This is a genomic window from Pseudomonas sp. S10E 269 (assembly GCF_002798465.1).
Classification (GTDB): Bacteria; Pseudomonadota; Gammaproteobacteria; order Pseudomonadales; family Pseudomonadaceae; genus Aquipseudomonas; species Aquipseudomonas pergaminensis.
On the sequence record NZ_PHIJ01000001.1, the window covers coordinates 5,507,225 to 5,525,594 of the forward strand.

The following is an 18,370-nucleotide window of genomic DNA, read 5'->3' on the forward strand; positions in this document are numbered from 1 at the left end:
TCACATACGAGTAGAGGATGCACGCCCATTAGGACGCGCCATGTTCTCTTGACCGTAGCGGTTTGCGGCGGTTCAACCTGTTGCCGGAGAAATGAGGCCTGGACCGCGTTTTACAAAAAATTGTAAGCCCGCCTACAAGCCTTGCTGTAAGGCGGGATCGTCCGGGTTCTGCTGTTCAAGTTGCGCCAATAGCACCTGAACGTTCTGCAACTGGCCGCTTTCTTTCCAGTAATTGACCAGCAATACCCGCGCCTTTCGGTTGGCCGGGTGGCGCTGGATGATGTCTTCGAGTTGGCGCTGGGCGGCTTCCAATTCCTGCTGGGCGTGCAGGGTCGTGGCCAGGTCGTAGCGATAATCCTGGTTGTCCGGCTCCAGCTCCACCGCCTTGGACAGGCCAAGCAGCGCGTACGGACGTTCGCCATGGTGCAACAGCCACATGCCCAGGGCGTGTTGCAGGTAGGCCGACTCGGGGTGCGCGGCCAGTTGGCGCGCCAGCAGTTGGCGGGACTCGTCGGTCTTGCCCTGTTTGTCCAGCAGTTCGATCTGCGAGACGACGGCTTGCAGGTTGTCCGGTTGCAGGCGCATGGCCTGTTCCAGGGCGTTTTGTGCGTCTGGCAACAGGGCGCTGTGGATGTACAGGCGCGCCAGTTGAATCCAGCCTTCTGCGGTTTCAGGCTGGGCCTTGAGCTTTTTCACGAACTCATCCAGTACTTGCTGCAACGGCCCGAAGTACAGGCCCAGGGTATCGGGAGACAAGCCAAGCAAGGCATTGGCGGCGGCAAAGCGGACCTCCTGCTCGGGGTCATCCAGCACCGGGCCGAGCAGCAGCGTGCGCTGGCCGGTCGGCACCAGGCCGACAATGCTGTGGATGGCCGCTTCACGCACCCGCGGTGAGTCGCTGGCCAAGTCTTTGTCCGCCAGCTTCAACGCCTGGGGGCTGGGGTAGTTGGGCAATTCGGCATGCAACGCCGCGCGGCGCTCGGGCGACAGGTCCGGCCGGCCCAGTTGCTGATACAGCACGCGCGCTGCGCCGGGCTCACCGTTACGCGCCTGTTTCAAGGCTTTCGAATAGCCATGGGCAATGGCGGGCGCTACGGCCACCGGGGTGGTGCGGGAGAAATACCAGGTGATCAATACGATAAACAACAGGGCGCACAGGCCGATGAGGGAGTAACGGCGTGACTTTGACATGCAGGCGTCCGAAAGCTTGGGCAGCTAATACAAAGCCATCAGCTTCGGCCAGACCACGGCAGGTGTCAAACCCGCGTCAGGTGAGCACGTACTCCACCGGCTCGAGGGGCGGCGGCAGGTCGGTTGCGCCGAGGGCCGCCAAGACCTCGCGTTCCAGGGTACGCAGGATGGCATTGCAGGGCAGGTCGTTCTCGTCGAAACCGAACGGGTCCTCAAGGTCATCGCCGATTTCATCGAGGCCGAAGAACGTGTAGCTGACGATGGCGGTAAACACTGGCGTCAACCAGCCCAGCGGCTCGGCCATGGCAAACGGCAGCAGGATGCAGAACAGGTAAATGGTGCGGTGCAGCAGCAGGGTGTAGGGGAAGGGCAGTGGCGTGCTCTTGATCCGCTCGCAGGAGGCCTGCACTTGGCTGAGGCTGACTAACCGCGCTTCCAGCTGAGTGTAGCGCCATTCGCTGATCACGCCTTGCCCGGCCAGTTCGGAAAACCTGGCGCCCACCCGTTGCAGCAGGTTGTCGGGAAGGTTGGGGTGATTGGCCTGGAAGGTACTCCAGGGCGTTATCGCCTGGGCTTCATCTTCATGGCGCAAACGCGCGATCAGGCCGTGGGCGAAGCCGCACAGGCTGCGCAAAAGGCTCGCGCGTTCGACCGGGTCGCCAAGCACCTGGGTTTCGCGGATGAGCGAGCGAACATCGATGACCATCTGACCCAATTGCTTGCGACCTTCCCACCATCGGTCATAGCAGGCGTTGTTGCGAAAGCTCATAAAGATCGACAACGACAACCCAAGCAAGGTGAACGGCGTGGCGTTGACCTTGGAGAAATACGCCGGGTGCAGGGTTTCCACCAGCACGATCACTGAGGCCAACAAGGTCACCAGCAGGCTGCGCAGGGCAATGCGTTTGGCGATCGAGCCCTTGAGGGAAAACAGGATACCCAGGAGGTTGGGTTTGGGGCGGACTATCATTCAGGGGCAGGCTTCTTGGGGGGTGCAGCCGCTCAGGTTAGGAGCAAGTATCGCTGGCGTCCAATCGCTTGGGCTGACCGGTTGATCGGCGAGGTCGATGACTGGCCAAAACAGTCAGGCAGGTTGAAGGCTTTGACCATTGCCGCTACCGCGCTGCGGGGCGACTATTTCGACGATTCGGACCGTTCAAGGGAACAACAATGCAGATTGAAAACAAGATTTTCCTGGTCAGCGGTGGCGCATCGGGCCTCGGCGCGGCGACTGCCGAGATGCTGATCGCCGCCGGCGCCAAGGTGATGCTGGTCGACCTGAATGCCGAGGCCGTGGCCGCCAAGGCCAGGCAGCTGGGCGACAACGCGCGCAGTGCCGTCGCGGATATCAGCCAGGAAGCCGCTGCCGAAGCCGCTGTGCAGGCCACGGTCGCAGCTTTTGGCGGCCTGCACGGGCTGGTCAATTGTGCCGGCGTGGTGCGTGGCGAGAAAATCCTCGGCAAGAACGGCCCTCACGCTCTGGCGAGCTTTGCCCAGGTGATCAATGTCAACCTGATCGGCAGCTTCAACCTGTTGCGCCTGGCGGCCGCTGCCATCGCCGAGACCGAGGCAAATGCCGACGGCGAGCGCGGCGTGATCATCAACACCGCCTCGGTGGCGGCGTTCGACGGGCAGATTGGCCAGGCAGCGTATTCCGCGTCCAAGGGCGCCATCGCCAGCCTCACACTGCCGGCCGCGCGCGAGCTGGCCCGCTTTGGTATCCGTGTGATGACCATCGCCCCGGGTATATTCGAAACGCCGATGATGGCCGGCATGACCCCGCAAGTGCGCGACGCCCTGGCCGCCGGCGTGCCATTTCCGCCGCGCCTGGGCAAACCTGCCGAATACGCCGCACTGGTGCGGCACATCATTGAAAACAGCATGCTCAACGGCGAGGTGATCCGTCTCGACGGTGCCTTGCGCATGGCGGCCAAGTAAGGAGGATGACCCATGACTGATCCAATCGTAATTGTCAGCGCGGTGCGCACGCCCATGGGCGGGTTCCAGGGCGACCTCAAGGGCCTGACCGCGCCGCAACTGGGCTCTGCCGCGATTCGCGCCGCCGTCGAGCGTGCCGGCATCGCTACTGACGCCGTGGATGAAGTGCTGTTTGGCTGCGTGCTGCCCGCCGGCCTCGGCCAGGCGCCGGCGCGCCAGGCGGCCTTGGGCGCGGGGCTGGACAAATCCACGCGTTGCACCACCCTCAATAAGATGTGTGGCTCGGGCATGGAAGCGACCATCCTGGCCCATGACTCGCTGTTGGCCGGCAGCGTCGATGTGGTGATCGCCGGGGGCATGGAAAGCATGTCCAACGCTCCGTACCTGCTGGACCGCGCACGCAGCGGTTACCGCATGGGCCACGGTAAGGTGCTCGATCACATGTTCCTCGACGGTCTGGAAGACGCCTACGACAAAGGCCGCCTGATGGGCACCTTTGCCGAGGACTGCGCCCTGCATAACGGCTTTAGCCGTGAAGCCCAGGACGCCTTCGCCATCGCTTCGTTGACCCGTGCGCAAGAGGCGATCACTCATGGCAGCTTTGCCGCGGAAATCGTGCCGGTGCAGGTCACCGTCGGCAAAGAGCAAAAAACCATCCAGCATGACGAACAGCCGCCCAAGGCCAAGCTCGACAAGATCAGCAGCCTGAAGCCGGCCTTCCGCGAAGGTGGCACTGTAACCGCCGCCAACTCCAGCTCGATTTCCGACGGCGCGGCGGCCTTGCTGCTGATGCGTCAGTCCGAGGCGCAAAAACGTGGCCTCAAACCCTTGGCGGTTATCCATGGGCATGCCGCGTTTGCCGATGAACCGGGGCTGTTCCCGGTGGCGCCAGTGGGTGCGATTCGCAAACTGATGACCAAGACCGGCTGGAACCTGGGCGAGGTCGACCTGTTCGAGATCAACGAAGCCTTTGCCGTGGTCAGCCTGGTCACCATGAGCAAGCTGGAAATCCCCCATGCCAAGGTCAATGTCCATGGCGGTGCCTGCGCGCTGGGTCATCCGATCGGCGCCTCCGGTGCGCGGATCCTGGTGACCCTGCTCTCGGCCCTGCGCCAGAAAGGCCTCAAGCGGGGTGTCGCCGCGATTTGCATCGGCGGTGGTGAAGCCACGGCCATGGCCGTCGAATGCCTGTATTAAGGAGCCCAGATGCTGCCCAATGACGAACAACTGCAAATCAGCGACGCGGCCCGGCAATTTGCCCAGGAGCGCCTGAAGCCCTTTGCCGCCGAATGGGACCGCGAGCACCGCTTCCCCAAGGAAGCCATCGGTGAAATGGCCGAGCTGGGCTTTTTCGGCATGCTGGTGCCGGAACAGTGGGGTGGTTGCGACACCGGTTACCTGGCCTACGCCATGGCCCTGGAAGAAATCGCCGCCGGTGACGGTGCGTGCTCGACCATCATGAGCGTACACAACTCGGTGGGTTGCGTGCCGATTCTCACGTTCGGCAGCGACCACCAGAAAGAGCACTTCCTCAAGCCCCTGGCCAGCGGCGCCATGCTCGGCGCCTTCGCGCTCACCGAACCCCAGGCCGGTTCCGATGCCAGCAGCCTGAAAACCCGCGCGCGCCTGGAAGGCGACCATTACGTGTTGAACGGCTGCAAACAATTCATCACCTCCGGGCAGAACGCCGGGATTGTGATTGTGTTTGCCGTGACCGACCCAGCAGCGGGCAAACGCGGGATCAGCGCGTTTATTGTGCCGACCGACTCGCCGGGCTACAGCGTGGCGCGGGTCGAGGACAAACTCGGCCAGCATGCGTCCGACACCTGCCAGTTGCTGTTTGAAGACGTGAAGGTACCCGTCGCCAATCGGCTGGGGGAGGAGGGCGAAGGCTACAAGATCGCCTTGGCCAACCTCGAAGGCGGCCGCGTGGGCATCGCTTCGCAAGCGGTGGGCATGGCCCGCGCCGCCTTCGAAGCGGCCCGCGACTATGCTCGCGAGCGCGAAAGCTTCGGTAAACCCATCATCGAGCACCAGGCCGTGGCCTTCCGCCTGGCCGACATGGCCACGCAAATCGCGGTCGCCCGGCAGATGGTGCATTACGCCGCCGCCCTGCGCGACAGCGGTAAGCCGGCGCTGGTGGAAGCCTCGATGGCCAAGCTGTTTGCCTCGGAAATGGCCGAGAAAGTCTGTTCGGCCGCCTTGCAAACCCTCGGCGGTTACGGTTACCTGAACGACTTTCCCCTGGAGCGGATCTACCGCGACGTGCGGGTCTGCCAGATTTACGAAGGCACCAGCGATATCCAGCGCATGGTCATCTCACGCAATCTCTAAGGAGCCGATACATGAGTTACGACACCATTTTGCTCGACGTGCAGGGCCGTGTCGGGTTGATTACCCTCAATCGCCCGCAAGCCTTGAACGCCCTGAACGCGCAACTGGTCAGTGAGTTGAATCAGGCATTGGACAGCCTGGAAGCCAACCCTGAAATCGGCTGCATCGTGCTGACCGGCTCGAAAAAAGCCTTCGCCGCCGGCGCCGACATCAAGGAAATGGCCGAGCTGACCTACCCGCAGATCTACCTCGACGACCTGTTCAGCGACAGTGACCGCGTGGCCAACCGCCGCAAGCCGATCATTGCCGCCGTCAACGGCTTCGCCTTGGGCGGCGGTTGTGAGCTGGCATTGATGTGCGACTTCATCCTGGCCGGTGACAACGCCAAGTTCGGCCAGCCGGAAATCAACCTCGGCGTCCTGCCAGGCATGGGTGGCACCCAGCGCCTGACCCGCGCAGTGGGCAAGGCCAAGGCCATGGAAATGTGCCTGACCGGGCGCTTTATCGATGCGGTGGAAGCGGAGCGCTGCGGCATCGTCGCGCGTATCGTGCCGGCCGATGAGTTGCTGGAAGAAGCCTTGAAAGTCGCGGCCCTGATCGCCGGCAAATCGGTGCCCATCAGCATGATGGTCAAGGAAAGCGTAAACCGCGCCTTCGAAGTCAGCCTGTCGGAAGGCGTGCGCTTTGAGCGCCGCGTGTTCCATGCAGCGTTCGCCACCCAGGATCAAAAAGAAGGCATGGCCGCCTTCGTCGCCAAGCGCGCGCCCGAGTTCAAGGACAAGTAACGCGGTTGTGTGAACACTAGAACTCAAATGTGGGAGCGGGCTTGCTCGCGAAGGCGGTGTTTCAGTCGACATCTTCATCACTGATCCACTGCCTTCGCGAGCAAGCCCGCTCCCACATTGATTTTGCACTGTGTCAATTAAAGCTGGTAGTGCTTGAGCTCCCTGGCAATCACCATCCGCTGAATCTCGCTGGTCCCTTCGTAAATTTGCGTGATCCGCGCATCCCGGTAGTAGCGCTCCACCGGGTAATCCTCCAGATACCCATACCCGCCGTGAATCTGCATCGCCGACGAGCAAACCTTCTCGGCCATTTCCGAGGCAAACAGCTTGGCCTGGGACGCTTCCGACAAGCACGGCTTGCCGGCACTGCGCAGTCGCGCGGCGTGCAGGATCAGCAAGCGCGCGGCATTCAGTTGGGTTTGCATGTCGGCCAGCAGGTTGGCCACGCTTTGGTGTTCGATGATCGCCTGGTTGAACTGCACACGATCACGGGCATAGACCAGCGCCGCTTCAAACGCTGCACGGGCGATGCCCAATGCCTGGGCGGCAATGCCGATGCGGCCGCCTTCGAGGTTGGACAGCGCAATTGCCAGGCCCTTGCCACGTTCACCCAGCAGGTTGGCCTCGGGCACGGTGCACTGGTTCAACGTCACCGCGCAGGTGTCCGAGGCGCGGATGCCCATCTTGTGTTCGGTGCGATCCACCACAAACCCTGGGGTAGTCGTGGGCACCAGGAACGCGGAAATGCCTTTCTTGCCCAGGTCGGGGTCGGTGACGGCAAACACGATGGCCAGTTTGGCGCGCTTGCCGTTGCTGACGAACTGCTTGGCACCATTGAGTACCCACTGGCCGTCGCGCAATTCCGCGCGGGTGCGCAGGTTATGCGCTTCGGAGCCGGCCTGGGGTTCGGTCAGGCAAAAGCAGCCGATTGCTTGGCCGCTGGCGAGGTCTGCCAACCAGGTTTGTTTTTGTTCATCTGAGCCGTAGTTGAGGATTGGCCCGCAACCCACTGAATTATGGATACTCATCAGTGCGCCCGTGGCCCCGTCACCGGCGGAAATTTCTTCCACGGCGAGGGCATAGGCGACGTAATCGACGTAGGTGCCGCCCCATTCTTCCGGCACCACCATGCCCAGCAGGCCCAGTTCCCCCATCTTCGCCACCAGGGCGTCATCGATCCAGCCGGCTTTTTCCCAGGCTTGGGCGTGGGGCGCGATTTCTCCACGGGCGAAGTCACGTGCCATGTCGCGGATCATCACTTGTTCTTCTGTGTATTCAATGTCTTGCATGGCTTATCTCGCAACCTTCTCGAAGTGATGAAAGAAGCTCTCCACATGGCTGAGGGCCAGCCCATGCAGGGTCGGCGGGTTCCAACGCGGGCTCTTGTCTTTATCGATAATCAGCGCGCGGACACCTTCGATCAGGTCACCGCGTTCGAACCATTGGCGGTCCAGGTGCAGCTCCAGGGCAAAACACTGTTCTAGCGGTAGACGGCGGCCACGGCGCAGCATCTCCAGGGTCACGGCCATGGCCAGCGGCGAGCGCGTTTGCATGAGGCTGGCGGTGCTCAGGGCCCATTCGTGGCTGTCGGCGACGGTGACTTGCTGCAATTGCTCGACGATGCTCGGTACATCCGGCAGCGCGAAGAAGTGGTCGATGGCAGGGCGCAAGGCAGCCAGCGGCGCATCGGGCAATTGCTGCACCGCAAGCTTGGCGAGCACGCCTTGCAGGTCCTTGAGCGGCGAGTCGTGCCATTGCAGGCCATCAAGTTTCTGGTCGAGGTCGACGAGCTTGTGGCTGTCGAGGTACCAGTCAGCCAGCCCGCAATACAACGCATCGGCGGCTCGGATCTGCACCCCGGTCACGCCCAGGTAAATCCCCAGCTCGCCGGGAATACGCGGCAGGAAGTAGCTGCCGCCCACATCGGGAAAATAACCGATGGCCACTTCCGGCATCGCCAGGCGGCTGCGCTCGGTCACTACACGCAGATCGGCGCCTTGCACCAGCCCCATGCCACCGCCCAGGACAAACCCGTCCATCAGTGCCACGACCGGCTTGCGGTAATGGTGGATGGCCAGGTCCAGCGCGTATTCCTCGACGAAGAAGTCCTGGTGCAGGGTGTCGCCGTTTTTGAAGCTGTCATACAGCGAGCGGATATCGCCGCCGGCACAAAAGGCTTTCTCGCCGGCGCCGCGCAGCACCACGGCGTACACCTGCGGGTCCTCGGCCCAGGCCTGCAACTGGGCAGTCAGGCTGCGGACCATCTGCAGGGTAATGGCATTCAAGCCGGCGGGGCGATTGAGGGTGAGGTGGCCGATATGGTTACGGACCTCGGCGAGGACTTCGTCCTGAAGTGTTCCGGCGTGGCTTGCTTCGGTTGTAACCTGAGCAGTCATCGATAACTCCCTGCTTTTATTGTTCTTTATCAAGATGTTCGCGAACGAACCCTCTCGCGATCGTACCAGTGCAAATTTGCCCAGTACAACCTTCAATCATGCAGGTCGTTTTTGCATTTATGCAGGAGTAGGTGAGGGCCTCAGGGCACCCGACTGGCCAACACTTCACCAATACTACGGCGCCGGGCATGAGTTTGCGCCGCGTGGATCAATTGCTCCAACTCGGTGGGCGCCACGTCGTAGAACTGCTCCATTTGCGCCAGCGCCAGTTTCAGATCGGCGGCGGTGATTGCAGGGTCTACTGCGGCCGTGGGGGTCAGGGTTGGCGCCGGTGATTCCGTTGCGCCTTTGGGATAGCGCATGCGCGTGGCGTTGTTGTAAGCCAGGGCGCAGCTCAGCAGGGCACCGGCACCAAGCAGCACCGCGCCCAGCTCATACCAGCCCAGGGCGGCGGAGGCGGGGTCGGCCAGGACCAGCGTCATGGCCAGGCCACCGGCCGGCGGGTGCAGGCAGCGCAACCAGCACATCAGCACCACTGTCATGCCCGCCGCCAGGCACGCGCTGACCAGGGACGGGCCAAGCACGCGGTTCACCAGCAATGCCACGACGCCCGCGCACAGGTAGCCGCCGATGATCGACCACGGCTGCGCCAAGGCACCAGATGACACGGCGAACAACAACACCGCCGAAGCGCCGAGGGGGCCGAGCAGGTGCAGGGCCACGTCCATGCCAAAGACGTGGGAGCACAACCAGACACTGAACAGCGTGCCCAGGGCCATACCAATGGCGGCACGGCTCCATTCAGTCGGACGGGTGTTGATAGCAGCGGGGAACCAGCGAGCGAGCATTGAGGGGGATCCATAAACAGCGGGCAAAAAAAAGGCTTGTCTGGTTGCCCGGAAAAGCCCTTTGAAAGTTCCTACATTTGGGGGAAGGAACACGTGCAGTGTGCCCGCCTTGATAACGTCGCGCCAATGCATATTAATGAGGGTTGAATGCAAAATTAATGAACTGTTGGGTGGTTTAACCGGAGGGCAAGCAGCGAACCTTACCCAGCACGCGGTTATTGACGTGTTCGTCCAAGAAGCGTCGCTGCAGGTCTTCCTGTAGCCCAGGCTCACTGGCCAATGGCCCTTTCAACGCCACCAGGGCATCGCGCAACCCCATCAACCGATCGAGCGAGGGCATGGGCAGGTATCCGATATGCACCTGATCACTGCGCGAGAGAACCGGGGAATCAAGCGATACATCATCTGGCACGGCATTCTCCTTCAACGTCCTTGTTGTAACCCATCACCTGTGGCGGTACATGAATACCGCACCGGGGCGAGTTTACAGCCCGGTTTTAAGCGCAGGAAAGCGAAATGGCACCAGTCATTACGTAAAGCTGTGTAGGAGTTTTCCGTGCCGGCAGCGCCGGCACAGGGCTCAAGGTTGCGGGGTTTTGGCCAAGTGCAGCAGCACGTAAGGGTTACGGTCAAACTCCCCGGCCAGGGTCGGGGTGATGGAGCGAAAGCGTGGGTCCTGCAAGCCTTCATAATCGGCTTCGCTCATCACCAGCCAGGCGGGTCCCTGAAGGGGCTTGAGGTCAGCCGCCTTCTGGGTAAACAACGGGACCTGGTCGCAATCGAGGTTGACCATGTATTTGATCGCCTTGGCGTCTTTGCCCAAGCCATGCAGCACCACCGGCGCCCGTTCTTGCATGACGTGCTCGTGCACCTCCAAGGTAAAGGTGCGGGTGTCGTAGACACTGCGTTCCAGGGGTTCGACCACGAAGATATAAGTGCCCCACACCGCCAACACGGCCGCAAAAGCAGGCCCGACCAGGCGCACCTGCGACTTGAACAGCGCCAGCACTGCCAAGACCTGCAGCACCCCGAGCACACCGAACACCCAACCCAAATGACTCAATTGCTCCGGGTAACGCGCCCGCGCAATCAGCAGGCCGGCGATCAACAGGGTCGGCAACAGGGTCCAGATGCCCAGCATCAGCCCGCGCAGCCAGGCAAAGAGCCGCCCGTGTGCCACCTGGAACGGATACGCGGCAATGATCGCCGCCATGGGCAACATCGGCAGCACGTAGCGTGCCTTTTTCGCTTGGGGAATCGACAGCCCCAGTATCACCAGCAACCCGGCCGCCGCGCAGTACCACACCAGTTGCAACGCCGGCCCCGGCGCACGCCGCCCGCTGATTACCATCGCCAGCAGCACCAGCACGGCCAGCGGATACGCCATGGCGTAGTTGCCCAGGGAACTGGTGAAGTAATACAGCACACCGCTGGAGCCTTCACTACCGTCCATCCGGCCAAGGAACTGCATGCGGATCACGTCCTGCATGAACGCCTCGCCGCCGCTCAGCTTGGCCATCAACAGCAACAGCCCAACACAGGCCACCAGCAGCGCCAGCGCGATCAAGCCGAAGCTGAACAGCTGGCGCCATTGCCGGTTGATCAAGTAATAGCTGCACAGCACGCCGGTCGGAATGACCAGGCCAATCGGCCCACGCACCGCAAAACCGACGATCAGCAGGAGGAACAACCAGTGCAGGCGTTTACCCGCGCCGAAGTGGTCATGGGCATAGCCCAGGTAGAACACCGCCAAAGCGATTGCGGCCAGCATCTGGTCGAGGGACACGGAGCGGGTTTCGCTGATAAAGGTACTGCTCAGCAACAACAGCGCGATGCTCAGCAGGCCCCAGCGCTGGGAGTAGGGCGCCGTGAGGCGGTACACCAGGATGACGATCACCGCCGACGCTATCGCCGTGGGCAACCAGGCCGTGAGGCTGGTGACCTGGCCGATAGGCAATGACAGCAGCCACGTTAACAGCGTCGAGGTCGCCAGGTAATCCGCATAGGGCTGCCCGTACGTGGTGGGGAAAAAGCCCGGACCATGGCGCAGCATCTCCTGGGCGAACAGCACGAAGCGGGAGTCGAAGCCGATAATCGCCTGGTGCCAACTGCCGGCGATAAACAGCAACAACGCCAGCAACCCCAGACCGAGGGATTGCCGGCGGATCGTTGGGTTTAACAGGGACGGTTGAGCTTTGTTCACGTCTCAGGCTTCCACGGCCTGTTTTGCCTCTTGAGCCACCCACTGCTGCTGGGGAATCGGCAACTGGCAGGAGTCGCCACGCCCGATCGGGTAGTACTGGAAGCCTTTGCGCGCCAAGCGTTCGCCGTCGTAGAGGTTACGGCCATCGAAGATCACTGGGGTTTTCAGGCGCTGGTGGATCAGGTCGAAGTCTGGCGCCTTGAACTGTTGCCATTCGGTGCAGACGATCAGTGCATCGGCGCCACCCAGGGTGGATTCCGGCGTGCCCATCAGCATCAGCCGTGGATCATCGCCATAGATACGCTGGGTTTCCTGCATGGCTTCCGGGTCGAAGGCGCGCACGTTGGCGCCGGCGGCCCACAAGGCCTCCATCAGCACACGGCTGGGTGCATCGCGCATGTCGTCGGTGTTGGGCTTGAACGCCAGGCCCCACAAGGCAAAGGTCTTGCCGCGCAGGTTGCCCTTGAAGAACGCATTGATGCGTTCGAACAGCTTGCTCTTCTGGCGCTGGTTGATGGCTTCCACCGCTTCAAGCAAGTCGCTGGAGCAGTTGGCCTGCTTGGCGCTGTGGATCAGGGCGCGCATGTCCTTGGGGAAGCACGAACCGCCATAGCCGCAGCCAGGGTAGATAAAGTGGTAACCGATGCGCGAGTCGGCACCGATGCCCAGGCGTACGGCTTCGATGTCCGCCCCCAGGTGCTCGGCCAACTCGGCGATCTGGTTGATAAAGCTGATCTTGGTCGCCAGCATGCAGTTGGCGGCGTATTTGGTCAGCTCGGCGCTGCGCAGGTCCATGAAGATGATGCGGTCATGGTTGCGGTTGAACGGCGCGTACAGGTCGCGCATCACATCGCGCACTTCTTCGCGCTCGCAGCCGATGATAATGCGGTCCGGGCGGCGGCAATCGGCTACGGCCGAGCCTTCCTTGAGGAATTCCGGGTTGGAGACGATATCGAACTCCAGGTGCCGGCCCGCCAGGTGCAGGGCTTTTTCGATATGGGCGCGCAGGGTGTCGCCGGTGCCGACGGGCACGGTGGACTTCTCCACCAGGATCACCGGCTCCTTGCGGTGACGGGCGACGGCATCGCCCACCGACAGCACGTACTTCAGGTCCGCCGAACCGTCTTCATCCGAAGGCGTGCCCACGGCGATAAACAGCACTTCGCCGTGTTCAACGGCCAGTTTCTCATCAAAGGTGAAGTGCAGGCGCCCGCTCTCCAGGTTCTCCTTCACCATGGCCGCCAGCCCCGGCTCGAAAATGCTCACATGGCCTTGCTGCAGTAGCTTGACCTTGTTCTGATCGACGTCCATGCAGATCACATCGTGACCGACTTCGGCTAATACGGTGGCCTGTACCAGACCGACGTAACCACTACCAAATACACTGATTTTCATGGGACATTCCTGGGACTTGTAGCGCTAGCACGACGAGAGTTGATAACCAGCACACCGAGGATGACCAAAGCCACCCCGAGGGTTTTTGAAACGGAAAAAGCTTCGTTGAACACCGGCAGGCTGGCCGCCAGCAGGTACACCAGGGCGTAGCTGATGCTCAACAGCGAATAGGCACGGCCCAGTGGCAGGTGCTTGAGTGCACCGAGCCAGCAGAGCATCGACAGCGCGTAGGCCAGGATCGCCAGGGCCACCATGCCGAACGCGCGCAGGTCGATGCTGTTGTGGTTCAGCGCCTCCAGCCAGTCACTGGGCAGCGGCAGGCGCGTCATGCTCCAGCGCATGCCCAGTTGGGCGGCACTCACCAGGCCGACGCTGCCCAGGGCCAGGGCAAAGCCTTGCACCCGGCTCATACGTGGCGCCCCAGCAGCACGACACCGCCGATCACCAGCGCCACCCCCAGCCAATGACGGCCGTCGACGGGCTCATGAAAGACAAACCGCGCCACCAGCGTGACCAGCACGAAATTCAGGCTGAGCATGGGGTAGGCAATGCCCACCTCCAGGCGCTGCAGCACCAGTAGCCACACCAGCAAGCCCAGACCCAGGCACACCAGTGCCGACCACAACCACGGCGAGCGCAGTTTCAACGCCCAGCCATCCGGCAGGTCGCGCCAGCGTTCCACGGCGAACTTCTGCGACACCTGGCCCATGCAGGTCAGCAGGCACGCGGCCAATAACAGCAGCAGGGTGATCAAGGCGTCACCTGCGGGAAGATCAGGATCACGATATTGCCTTGCTCATAGCGCTTGCCATCGGTGGGCAGCAGCGCCACTTCGGCGATTTCATCGTCGCCTTTGACCCGCATCACCACGCCGACCGCACCGTTTTTACGCGCTTCGCTCATCCACTGCTGGACCTGAGTGGTGTCCACCTTGTGATGGCCGGCGTCCGGGTAGGCCAGGCCGTATTTGACTTCACCGACGGTGTTGTAGAGCGTCACGTCCGGCCGCGCCAGGCGCCACGACAGCGCCGACGCCGCGCCCAGGTCATTGCTGAGCAGGGCGGTCGCGGGTTGCAATTCGGGGAGGTGGTCGATGATGAATGCGTCAGGCGTCTTGTTGTACACCACCGAGTGCGGCAAGGCGGCCGGCAGCAACGCGACCATCAGCCAACTGCCGAGGATCGGCGCCGCCCATAGGCGCAACGGCTGGGCAGCTTGCAGCAGGTTGACCAGGATCCAGCCGAACAGGAAGGTGAACACCAGCACCAGGCTGAAGGTTTCCTGCCCATGCTCATACACCGGCTTCTTCAGTTGGAACCAGCTCAGCGCCAGCAGCACCACTACGCCAATGACCAGGTTCAGCCAGCCGTTGATACGCAATGCGCGGTAGCGGCCCTGGGCCAGTTTGTCGGCCAGGGTATGGCCCATCAGCACGGCCAGCGGCAACAGGCACGGCATGATGTAGGAGGGCAGCTTGCCCTTGGCCAGGCTGAAAAACGCCAGCGGCATCAGCAGCCACAGCAACACAAAGCCGATTTTTGCACTGCGTTTGTCCTGCCAGGCCTGTTTGAAGGTGGACGGCAACAGCGCCACCCACGGCAGGCAGAACGCGACCAGCAGCGGCAGGTAATACCAGAACGGCTCGGCGTGCTGGGCATCGTCGCCGGCAAAGCGCTGAATGTGCTCGTGCCAGAAGAAGAAGTTCCAGTAGTCGGGCTCTTGCAGGTGCACAGCCAGCGCCCATGGCAAGCTCACGACGATTGCCACGACCACCGCGACGACGCCGTAACCGAGTAATTCACGAAAGCGCTTTTGCCAAATGGCGTAGGGCAGGGCGATCAACACCGGCAGCAGCCAGGCCAGGAACCCCTTGGTCATGAAGCCCATGCCGCAAGCAAACCCCAACAGCGCCCAGGCGCCGAGCCGTCCATTACGGGTGGTGCTGTCAAAGCAAAACCACAGGGCCACGCCGGTCAGGTTGACCCAGAAAGTGAATTGCGGGTCGAGGTTGGCATAGCCACCCAGGGCCGCGACGCTGACAAAGCTCATGTACAGCACGGTGCTGATCAGGCTTTTCTGCGGGTCATTCCAGAGCCGGCGCGACACCAAGTACACCAACAGGATACTCAAACCGGTGCTCAACGCCGACGCAAACCGCACACCGAACAGGTTCTGCCCGAAGATCGCCTGCCCCAGCGCGATCATCCAGTAGCCCGCTGTGGGTTTCTCAAAGTAGCGGATGCCCATGAAGTGCGGCGACGCCCACTTGCCGGTCAGCAGCATTTCCTGGCTGATCTGCGCGTAACGGGTTTCATCCGGGATCCACAGGCCGTGGGTGGCCAACGGCAGCAGGTAGAACACGCCAAACGCCAACAGGAGCAGGGGCAAGGCCCAACGGCGGATCATGCCTGTTGCACTCCGAGCCAACCCTCACGCCCAGGCAAGGCGCCGCGCACCAGGTGTTGCTGGGGCAGGGTGGTGAGGTCGGCGGGCAACAACTCGCCCAGGGGTTTGAAGTCAATGCCGCGCTGCCCTGCCTGGGCAAGCAACTGGCGAAAATCATTGGCCATCAGAATCCCTTCTACTTCTGCGTGGATCGTGTAGACGTTGAGCTTCGACGCGCCAAAGCGGTCGAGGATGAAACCATTGAAGTCTTTGGCAGCCACCACCGGCCCGACGACTTCGTCGAAGGTCGGCAGGTCCACCGGAATCTGTGGGGTGCCCGCGCTGCCATCGGCCAGGGTTGGACGAAACAGGCTGGTGCCCCGGCAATCGCTGTTGTAGCGAAAATTGAAGCCTTGCTTGGCGTGCACCACGCGTTCATCGGCGCGCCAACCGGCGGCCGCTGAACAGTCGATACGTTCGCCAAGGATGTCGCTCAAGGTCTCCACGCCGCGTCGAATCTGCTCGACCAGCTGCGCTTCGCTCCAACGCCCGGTGTTGGCTTGCCAGCCATGGTGATCCCAGGCGTGCAGGCCGACTTCATGCCCGGCCGCCTTGGCCTGGCGCATCAAGTGCCCCAGGTCGCGGCCGATCGGCTTGCCCGGCCAGGCGGTGCCCGCCAGCAGGATATCCAGGCCATACAGGCCCACAGCGTTGGAACGCAGCATCTTCCACAGGAACTGCGGGCGGATCAGGCGCCACAAGTGGCGCCCCATGTTGTCCGGCCCGACGCTGAAGAAGAACGTCGCCTTCACCCCTGCTTCATCCAGAGACTCGAGCAACCGTGGCACACCTTCACGGGTGCCGCGGTAGGTATCGACGTCGATGCGAAGACCTGCCTGCATTACTTCTTATCCGCTATTTCAAGCATGGCTTCGCGCAGGAAGAAGTCGAGCGTGTTGCCGATGGTTTCGCTCATTTCCACGGTCGGCTCCCAGTTCAGCAGGCGCTTGGCGTTTTCGATGCTTGGCTTGCGGTGCGCCACGTCCTGGTAACCGGTGCCGTAGAACGCCTTGCTTTCCACGTCGCGGAAACCGGCGAATGGCGGGAAGTTGCCGCGCAGCGGATGCGCTTCGAACTGACGCAGCAACTCTTCGCCCAACTGGCGGATGCTGGCTTCGTTTTCCGGGTTGCCGATGTTGATGATCTGGCCGTTGCACGCGTCATTGTCGTTATCAATGATGCGCGCCAGGGCTTCGATGCCGTCGGCGATGTCAGTGAAGCAACGCTTCTGCTCGCCGCCGTCGAACAGGCGGATCGGCGTGCCTTCCACCAGGTTCAGGATCAGCTGGGTGATGGCGCGGGAACTGCCGATACGTGCCGAGTCCAGGCGGTCCAGGCGCGGGCCCATCCAGTTGAACGGACGGAACAGGGTGAAGTTCAGGCCCTTGGCGCCGTAGGCCCAGATCACGCGGTCCAGCAGTTGCTTGGAGACGGAGTAGATCCAACGCTGCTTGTTGACCGGGCCGACGACCAGGTTGGAGGTGTCTTCGTCGAAGTACTGGTCCTGGCACATGCCATAGACCTCGGAGGTCGACGGGAAGATCACGCGCTTGTTGTACTTGACGCAGTAGCGCACCAGCTTGAGGTTTTCCTCGAAGTCCAGCTCGAACACGCGCAGCGGGTTACGGGTGTATTCGATCGGCGTGGCAATGGCCACCAGCGGCAGGACCACGTCGCACTTCTTGATGTGGTATTCGATCCACTCGGTGTGGATGCTGATGTCGCCTTCCACGTAATGGAAGTTGGGGTGGCTGCGCAGGCGCTCGATGGCGTCGGAGCCGATGTCCAGGCCGTAGACTTCGTAGCGGTCGTCACGCAGCAGGCGTTCGGACAGGTGGTTACCGATAAAGCCGTTCACGCCGAGGATCAGCACGCGGGTACGGCGTGGCTTGCGCCCGGACTCGGCGCCGCGCAGCACGGAACCGTCGACCAGGCCCAGCTCGTTGGCCAGGGACGGGCCGGCCAGGTACAGGCCGTTGTCGTTGCGCTGGCCGGACTTGATCACCAGGGAGTCTTCACCGCAGGCGATGCGCAGCGGGTTGACGCTGATCACACGGCCCGGCGCCAGGCCTTCGTTGCCCTTGACCACGTCGGCTTGCCACACGATCAGCTTGTGCTCGCCCACGGCGCAGAAGGCACCCGGGTAGGGTTGGGTCACGGCGCGCACCAGGTTGAACAGTTCTTCAGCGGGTTTCTTCCACTCCAGCTTGCCGTCGGCAGCGGTGCGGCGCCCGAAGTAGGTGGCCTGGCTTTCGTCTTGGGCAGTTTCCGCCAGTTTGCCTTGGGCCAATTGCGGCAGGGCATCGCGCAGCAGGTTGCTGGCGGCGTCGCGCAGTTTGGCGTGCAGGGTCAGGCCGGTGTCGCTGCGTTCGATGATGACTTTCTGTTGGGCCAGGATCGCGCCGGCATCCGCGCGCTTGACCATGCGGTGCAGGGTCACGCCGGTTTCGGTTTCGCCGTTGACCAGTACCCAGTTGGCCGGTGCGCGACCACGGTATTTAGGCAGCAACGAGCCATGCAGGTTGAACGCGCCTTTGCGCGCGGTGGCCAGCAGTGGCTCGCTCAGCAGGTTGCGGTAGTAGAACGAGAAAATGTAGTCCGGGCTCAGCTTGGCGATGCGCTCGATCCACAGCGGGTGGTTGGCGTCTTCCGGGGCGTGTACCGCAATACCGTTGCGCGCGCACAGTTGGGCCACGGAACCGTAGAAGTTGTTTTCCTTCGGGTCATCGGCATGGGTGAATACAGCAGCAATTTCGTAACCGGTATTGAGCAGCGCTTCGATGCCTGCACAACCAATATCGTGATACGCGAATACAACAGCTTTTGAACTCATGT

The 18,370-nt window shown here is 62.2% G+C and carries 17 protein-coding genes; 4 read left to right on the top strand and 13 right to left on the bottom strand.

Annotation, left to right across the window (positions count from 1 at the left end; all coding sequences use genetic code 11):
* Positions 1 to 132: 132 nt before the first annotated feature.
* The gene (locus tag CWC48_RS25605; protein WP_099492078.1) at positions 133 to 1,191 is read right to left on the bottom strand and encodes a tetratricopeptide repeat protein; all 1,059 of its coding nucleotides are present in this window, start codon (positions 1,189 to 1,191) and stop codon (positions 133 to 135) included.
* Positions 1,192 to 1,267: 76 nt separating this feature from the next.
* Entirely contained in the window at positions 1,268 to 2,161 is an 894-nt protein-coding gene (locus CWC48_RS25610; protein ID WP_078048499.1) for a bestrophin family protein, read from the bottom strand.
* Between the two features lie 200 nt (positions 2,162 to 2,361).
* Between CWC48_RS25610 and CWC48_RS25615 the strand changes: the two genes are divergently transcribed.
* From CWC48_RS25615 to CWC48_RS25630, 4 genes are read left to right on the top strand one after another with little or no spacing between them, the layout of a single operon-like run.
* Positions 2,362 to 3,129 carry an SDR family NAD(P)-dependent oxidoreductase gene (locus tag CWC48_RS25615; protein ID WP_078048498.1) on the top strand — a complete coding sequence of 256 codons (768 nt, stop codon included), beginning with the start codon at positions 2,362 to 2,364 and terminating at the stop codon, positions 3,127 to 3,129.
* 12 nt (positions 3,130 to 3,141) lie between these two features.
* Complete coding sequence (locus tag CWC48_RS25620) at positions 3,142 to 4,326, top strand: acetyl-CoA C-acyltransferase (protein WP_078048497.1); 1,185 nt, start codon at positions 3,142 to 3,144, stop codon at positions 4,324 to 4,326.
* A 9-nt stretch (positions 4,327 to 4,335) separates the two neighbouring features.
* Positions 4,336 to 5,463: an acyl-CoA dehydrogenase gene (locus tag CWC48_RS25625; RefSeq protein WP_100490631.1), complete on the top strand. Its 1,128-nt coding sequence runs from the start codon at positions 4,336 to 4,338 to the stop codon at positions 5,461 to 5,463.
* An 11-nt stretch (positions 5,464 to 5,474) separates the two neighbouring features.
* Positions 5,475 to 6,248, top strand: a complete 774-nt coding sequence (locus CWC48_RS25630) for an enoyl-CoA hydratase (RefSeq protein WP_078048495.1) — start codon at positions 5,475 to 5,477, stop codon at positions 6,246 to 6,248.
* Between the two features lie 137 nt (positions 6,249 to 6,385).
* Here CWC48_RS25630 and CWC48_RS25635 read toward each other — a convergent pair whose 3' ends face one another.
* The 11 genes from CWC48_RS25635 to arnA form a co-directional block, all read right to left on the bottom strand.
* Positions 6,386 to 7,537, bottom strand: coding sequence for an acyl-CoA dehydrogenase family protein (locus CWC48_RS25635; protein WP_100490632.1), 1,152 nt, complete (start codon positions 7,535 to 7,537; stop codon positions 6,386 to 6,388).
* Between the two features lie 3 nt (positions 7,538 to 7,540).
* The gene (locus CWC48_RS25640; RefSeq protein WP_099492073.1) at positions 7,541 to 8,644 is read right to left on the bottom strand and encodes an enoyl-CoA hydratase/isomerase family protein; all 1,104 of its coding nucleotides are present in this window, start codon (positions 8,642 to 8,644) and stop codon (positions 7,541 to 7,543) included.
* 140 nt (positions 8,645 to 8,784) lie between these two features.
* Positions 8,785 to 9,492 (bottom strand): HPP family protein, encoded by a 708-nt coding sequence (locus tag CWC48_RS25645; RefSeq protein WP_078048492.1) that lies wholly within the window; start codon positions 9,490 to 9,492, stop codon positions 8,785 to 8,787.
* A gap of 175 nt (positions 9,493 to 9,667) precedes the next feature.
* Positions 9,668 to 9,832, bottom strand: coding sequence for a type VI secretion system contractile sheath small subunit (locus CWC48_RS25650; protein WP_157806769.1), 165 nt, complete (start codon positions 9,830 to 9,832; stop codon positions 9,668 to 9,670).
* 240 nt (positions 9,833 to 10,072) lie between these two features.
* Entirely contained in the window at positions 10,073 to 11,695 is a 1,623-nt protein-coding gene (locus CWC48_RS25655) for a glycosyltransferase family 39 protein (protein ID WP_100490633.1), read from the bottom strand.
* Between the two features lie 3 nt (positions 11,696 to 11,698).
* Positions 11,699 to 13,090: a UDP-glucose/GDP-mannose dehydrogenase family protein gene (locus CWC48_RS25660; RefSeq protein WP_078048489.1), complete on the bottom strand. Its 1,392-nt coding sequence runs from the start codon at positions 13,088 to 13,090 to the stop codon at positions 11,699 to 11,701.
* The gene (arnF, locus tag CWC48_RS25665) at positions 13,087 to 13,500 is read right to left on the bottom strand and encodes a 4-amino-4-deoxy-L-arabinose-phosphoundecaprenol flippase subunit ArnF (protein WP_099492070.1); all 414 of its coding nucleotides are present in this window, start codon (positions 13,498 to 13,500) and stop codon (positions 13,087 to 13,089) included. Before arnF ends, CWC48_RS25660 begins: the two co-directional genes overlap by 4 nt.
* Positions 13,497 to 13,844, bottom strand: a complete 348-nt coding sequence (gene arnE, locus CWC48_RS25670) for a 4-amino-4-deoxy-L-arabinose-phosphoundecaprenol flippase subunit ArnE (protein ID WP_078048487.1) — start codon at positions 13,842 to 13,844, stop codon at positions 13,497 to 13,499. The genes arnF and arnE overlap by 4 nt, the downstream gene beginning before the upstream one ends.
* Positions 13,841 to 15,496: a lipid IV(A) 4-amino-4-deoxy-L-arabinosyltransferase gene (gene arnT, locus CWC48_RS25675; RefSeq protein ID WP_100490634.1), complete on the bottom strand. Its 1,656-nt coding sequence runs from the start codon at positions 15,494 to 15,496 to the stop codon at positions 13,841 to 13,843. Before arnT ends, arnE begins: the two co-directional genes overlap by 4 nt.
* On the bottom strand, positions 15,493 to 16,377 hold the full coding sequence (arnD, locus tag CWC48_RS25680) for a 4-deoxy-4-formamido-L-arabinose-phosphoundecaprenol deformylase (RefSeq protein ID WP_100490635.1): 885 nt from the start codon (positions 16,375 to 16,377) through the stop codon (positions 15,493 to 15,495). The genes arnT and arnD overlap by 4 nt, the downstream gene beginning before the upstream one ends.
* A complete protein-coding gene (gene arnA / locus CWC48_RS25685; RefSeq protein ID WP_078048484.1) occupies positions 16,377 to 18,368 on the bottom strand; it encodes a bifunctional UDP-4-amino-4-deoxy-L-arabinose formyltransferase/UDP-glucuronic acid oxidase ArnA in 1,992 nt (663 codons plus the stop codon). Before arnA ends, arnD begins: the two co-directional genes overlap by 1 nt.
* Between the last annotated feature and the right edge of the window lie 2 nt (positions 18,369 to 18,370).

Excerpts from the sequence above, each read along its gene's own strand:
- arnT (WP_100490634.1), bottom strand. The coding sequence starts at position 15,496 with ATGATCCGCCGTTGGGCCTTGCCCCTGCTCCTGTTGGCGTTTGGCGTG.
- arnF (WP_099492070.1), bottom strand. The coding sequence starts at position 13,500 with ATGAGCCGGGTGCAAGGCTTTGCCCTGGCCCTGGGCAGCGTCGGCCTG.
- CWC48_RS25630 (WP_078048495.1), top strand. The coding sequence starts at position 5,475 with ATGAGTTACGACACCATTTTGCTCGACGTGCAGGGCCGTGTCGGGTTG.
- arnD (WP_100490635.1), bottom strand. The coding sequence starts at position 16,377 with ATGCAGGCAGGTCTTCGCATCGACGTCGATACCTACCGCGGCACCCGT.
- CWC48_RS25625 (WP_100490631.1), top strand. The coding sequence starts at position 4,336 with ATGCTGCCCAATGACGAACAACTGCAAATCAGCGACGCGGCCCGGCAA.
- arnA (WP_078048484.1), bottom strand. The coding sequence starts at position 18,368 with ATGAGTTCAAAAGCTGTTGTATTCGCGTATCACGATATTGGTTGTGCA.
- CWC48_RS25650 (WP_157806769.1), bottom strand. The coding sequence starts at position 9,832 with ATGCCCTCGCTCGATCGGTTGATGGGGTTGCGCGATGCCCTGGTGGCG.
- CWC48_RS25645 (WP_078048492.1), bottom strand. The coding sequence starts at position 9,492 with ATGCTCGCTCGCTGGTTCCCCGCTGCTATCAACACCCGTCCGACTGAA.
- CWC48_RS25620 (WP_078048497.1), top strand. The coding sequence starts at position 3,142 with ATGACTGATCCAATCGTAATTGTCAGCGCGGTGCGCACGCCCATGGGC.
- CWC48_RS25640 (WP_099492073.1), bottom strand. The coding sequence starts at position 8,644 with ATGACTGCTCAGGTTACAACCGAAGCAAGCCACGCCGGAACACTTCAG.
- CWC48_RS25605 (WP_099492078.1), bottom strand. The coding sequence starts at position 1,191 with ATGTCAAAGTCACGCCGTTACTCCCTCATCGGCCTGTGCGCCCTGTTG.
- CWC48_RS25635 (WP_100490632.1), bottom strand. The coding sequence starts at position 7,537 with ATGCAAGACATTGAATACACAGAAGAACAAGTGATGATCCGCGACATG.
- CWC48_RS25615 (WP_078048498.1), top strand. The coding sequence starts at position 2,362 with ATGCAGATTGAAAACAAGATTTTCCTGGTCAGCGGTGGCGCATCGGGC.
- CWC48_RS25610 (WP_078048499.1), bottom strand. The coding sequence starts at position 2,161 with ATGATAGTCCGCCCCAAACCCAACCTCCTGGGTATCCTGTTTTCCCTC.
- CWC48_RS25660 (WP_078048489.1), bottom strand. The coding sequence starts at position 13,090 with ATGAAAATCAGTGTATTTGGTAGTGGTTACGTCGGTCTGGTACAGGCC.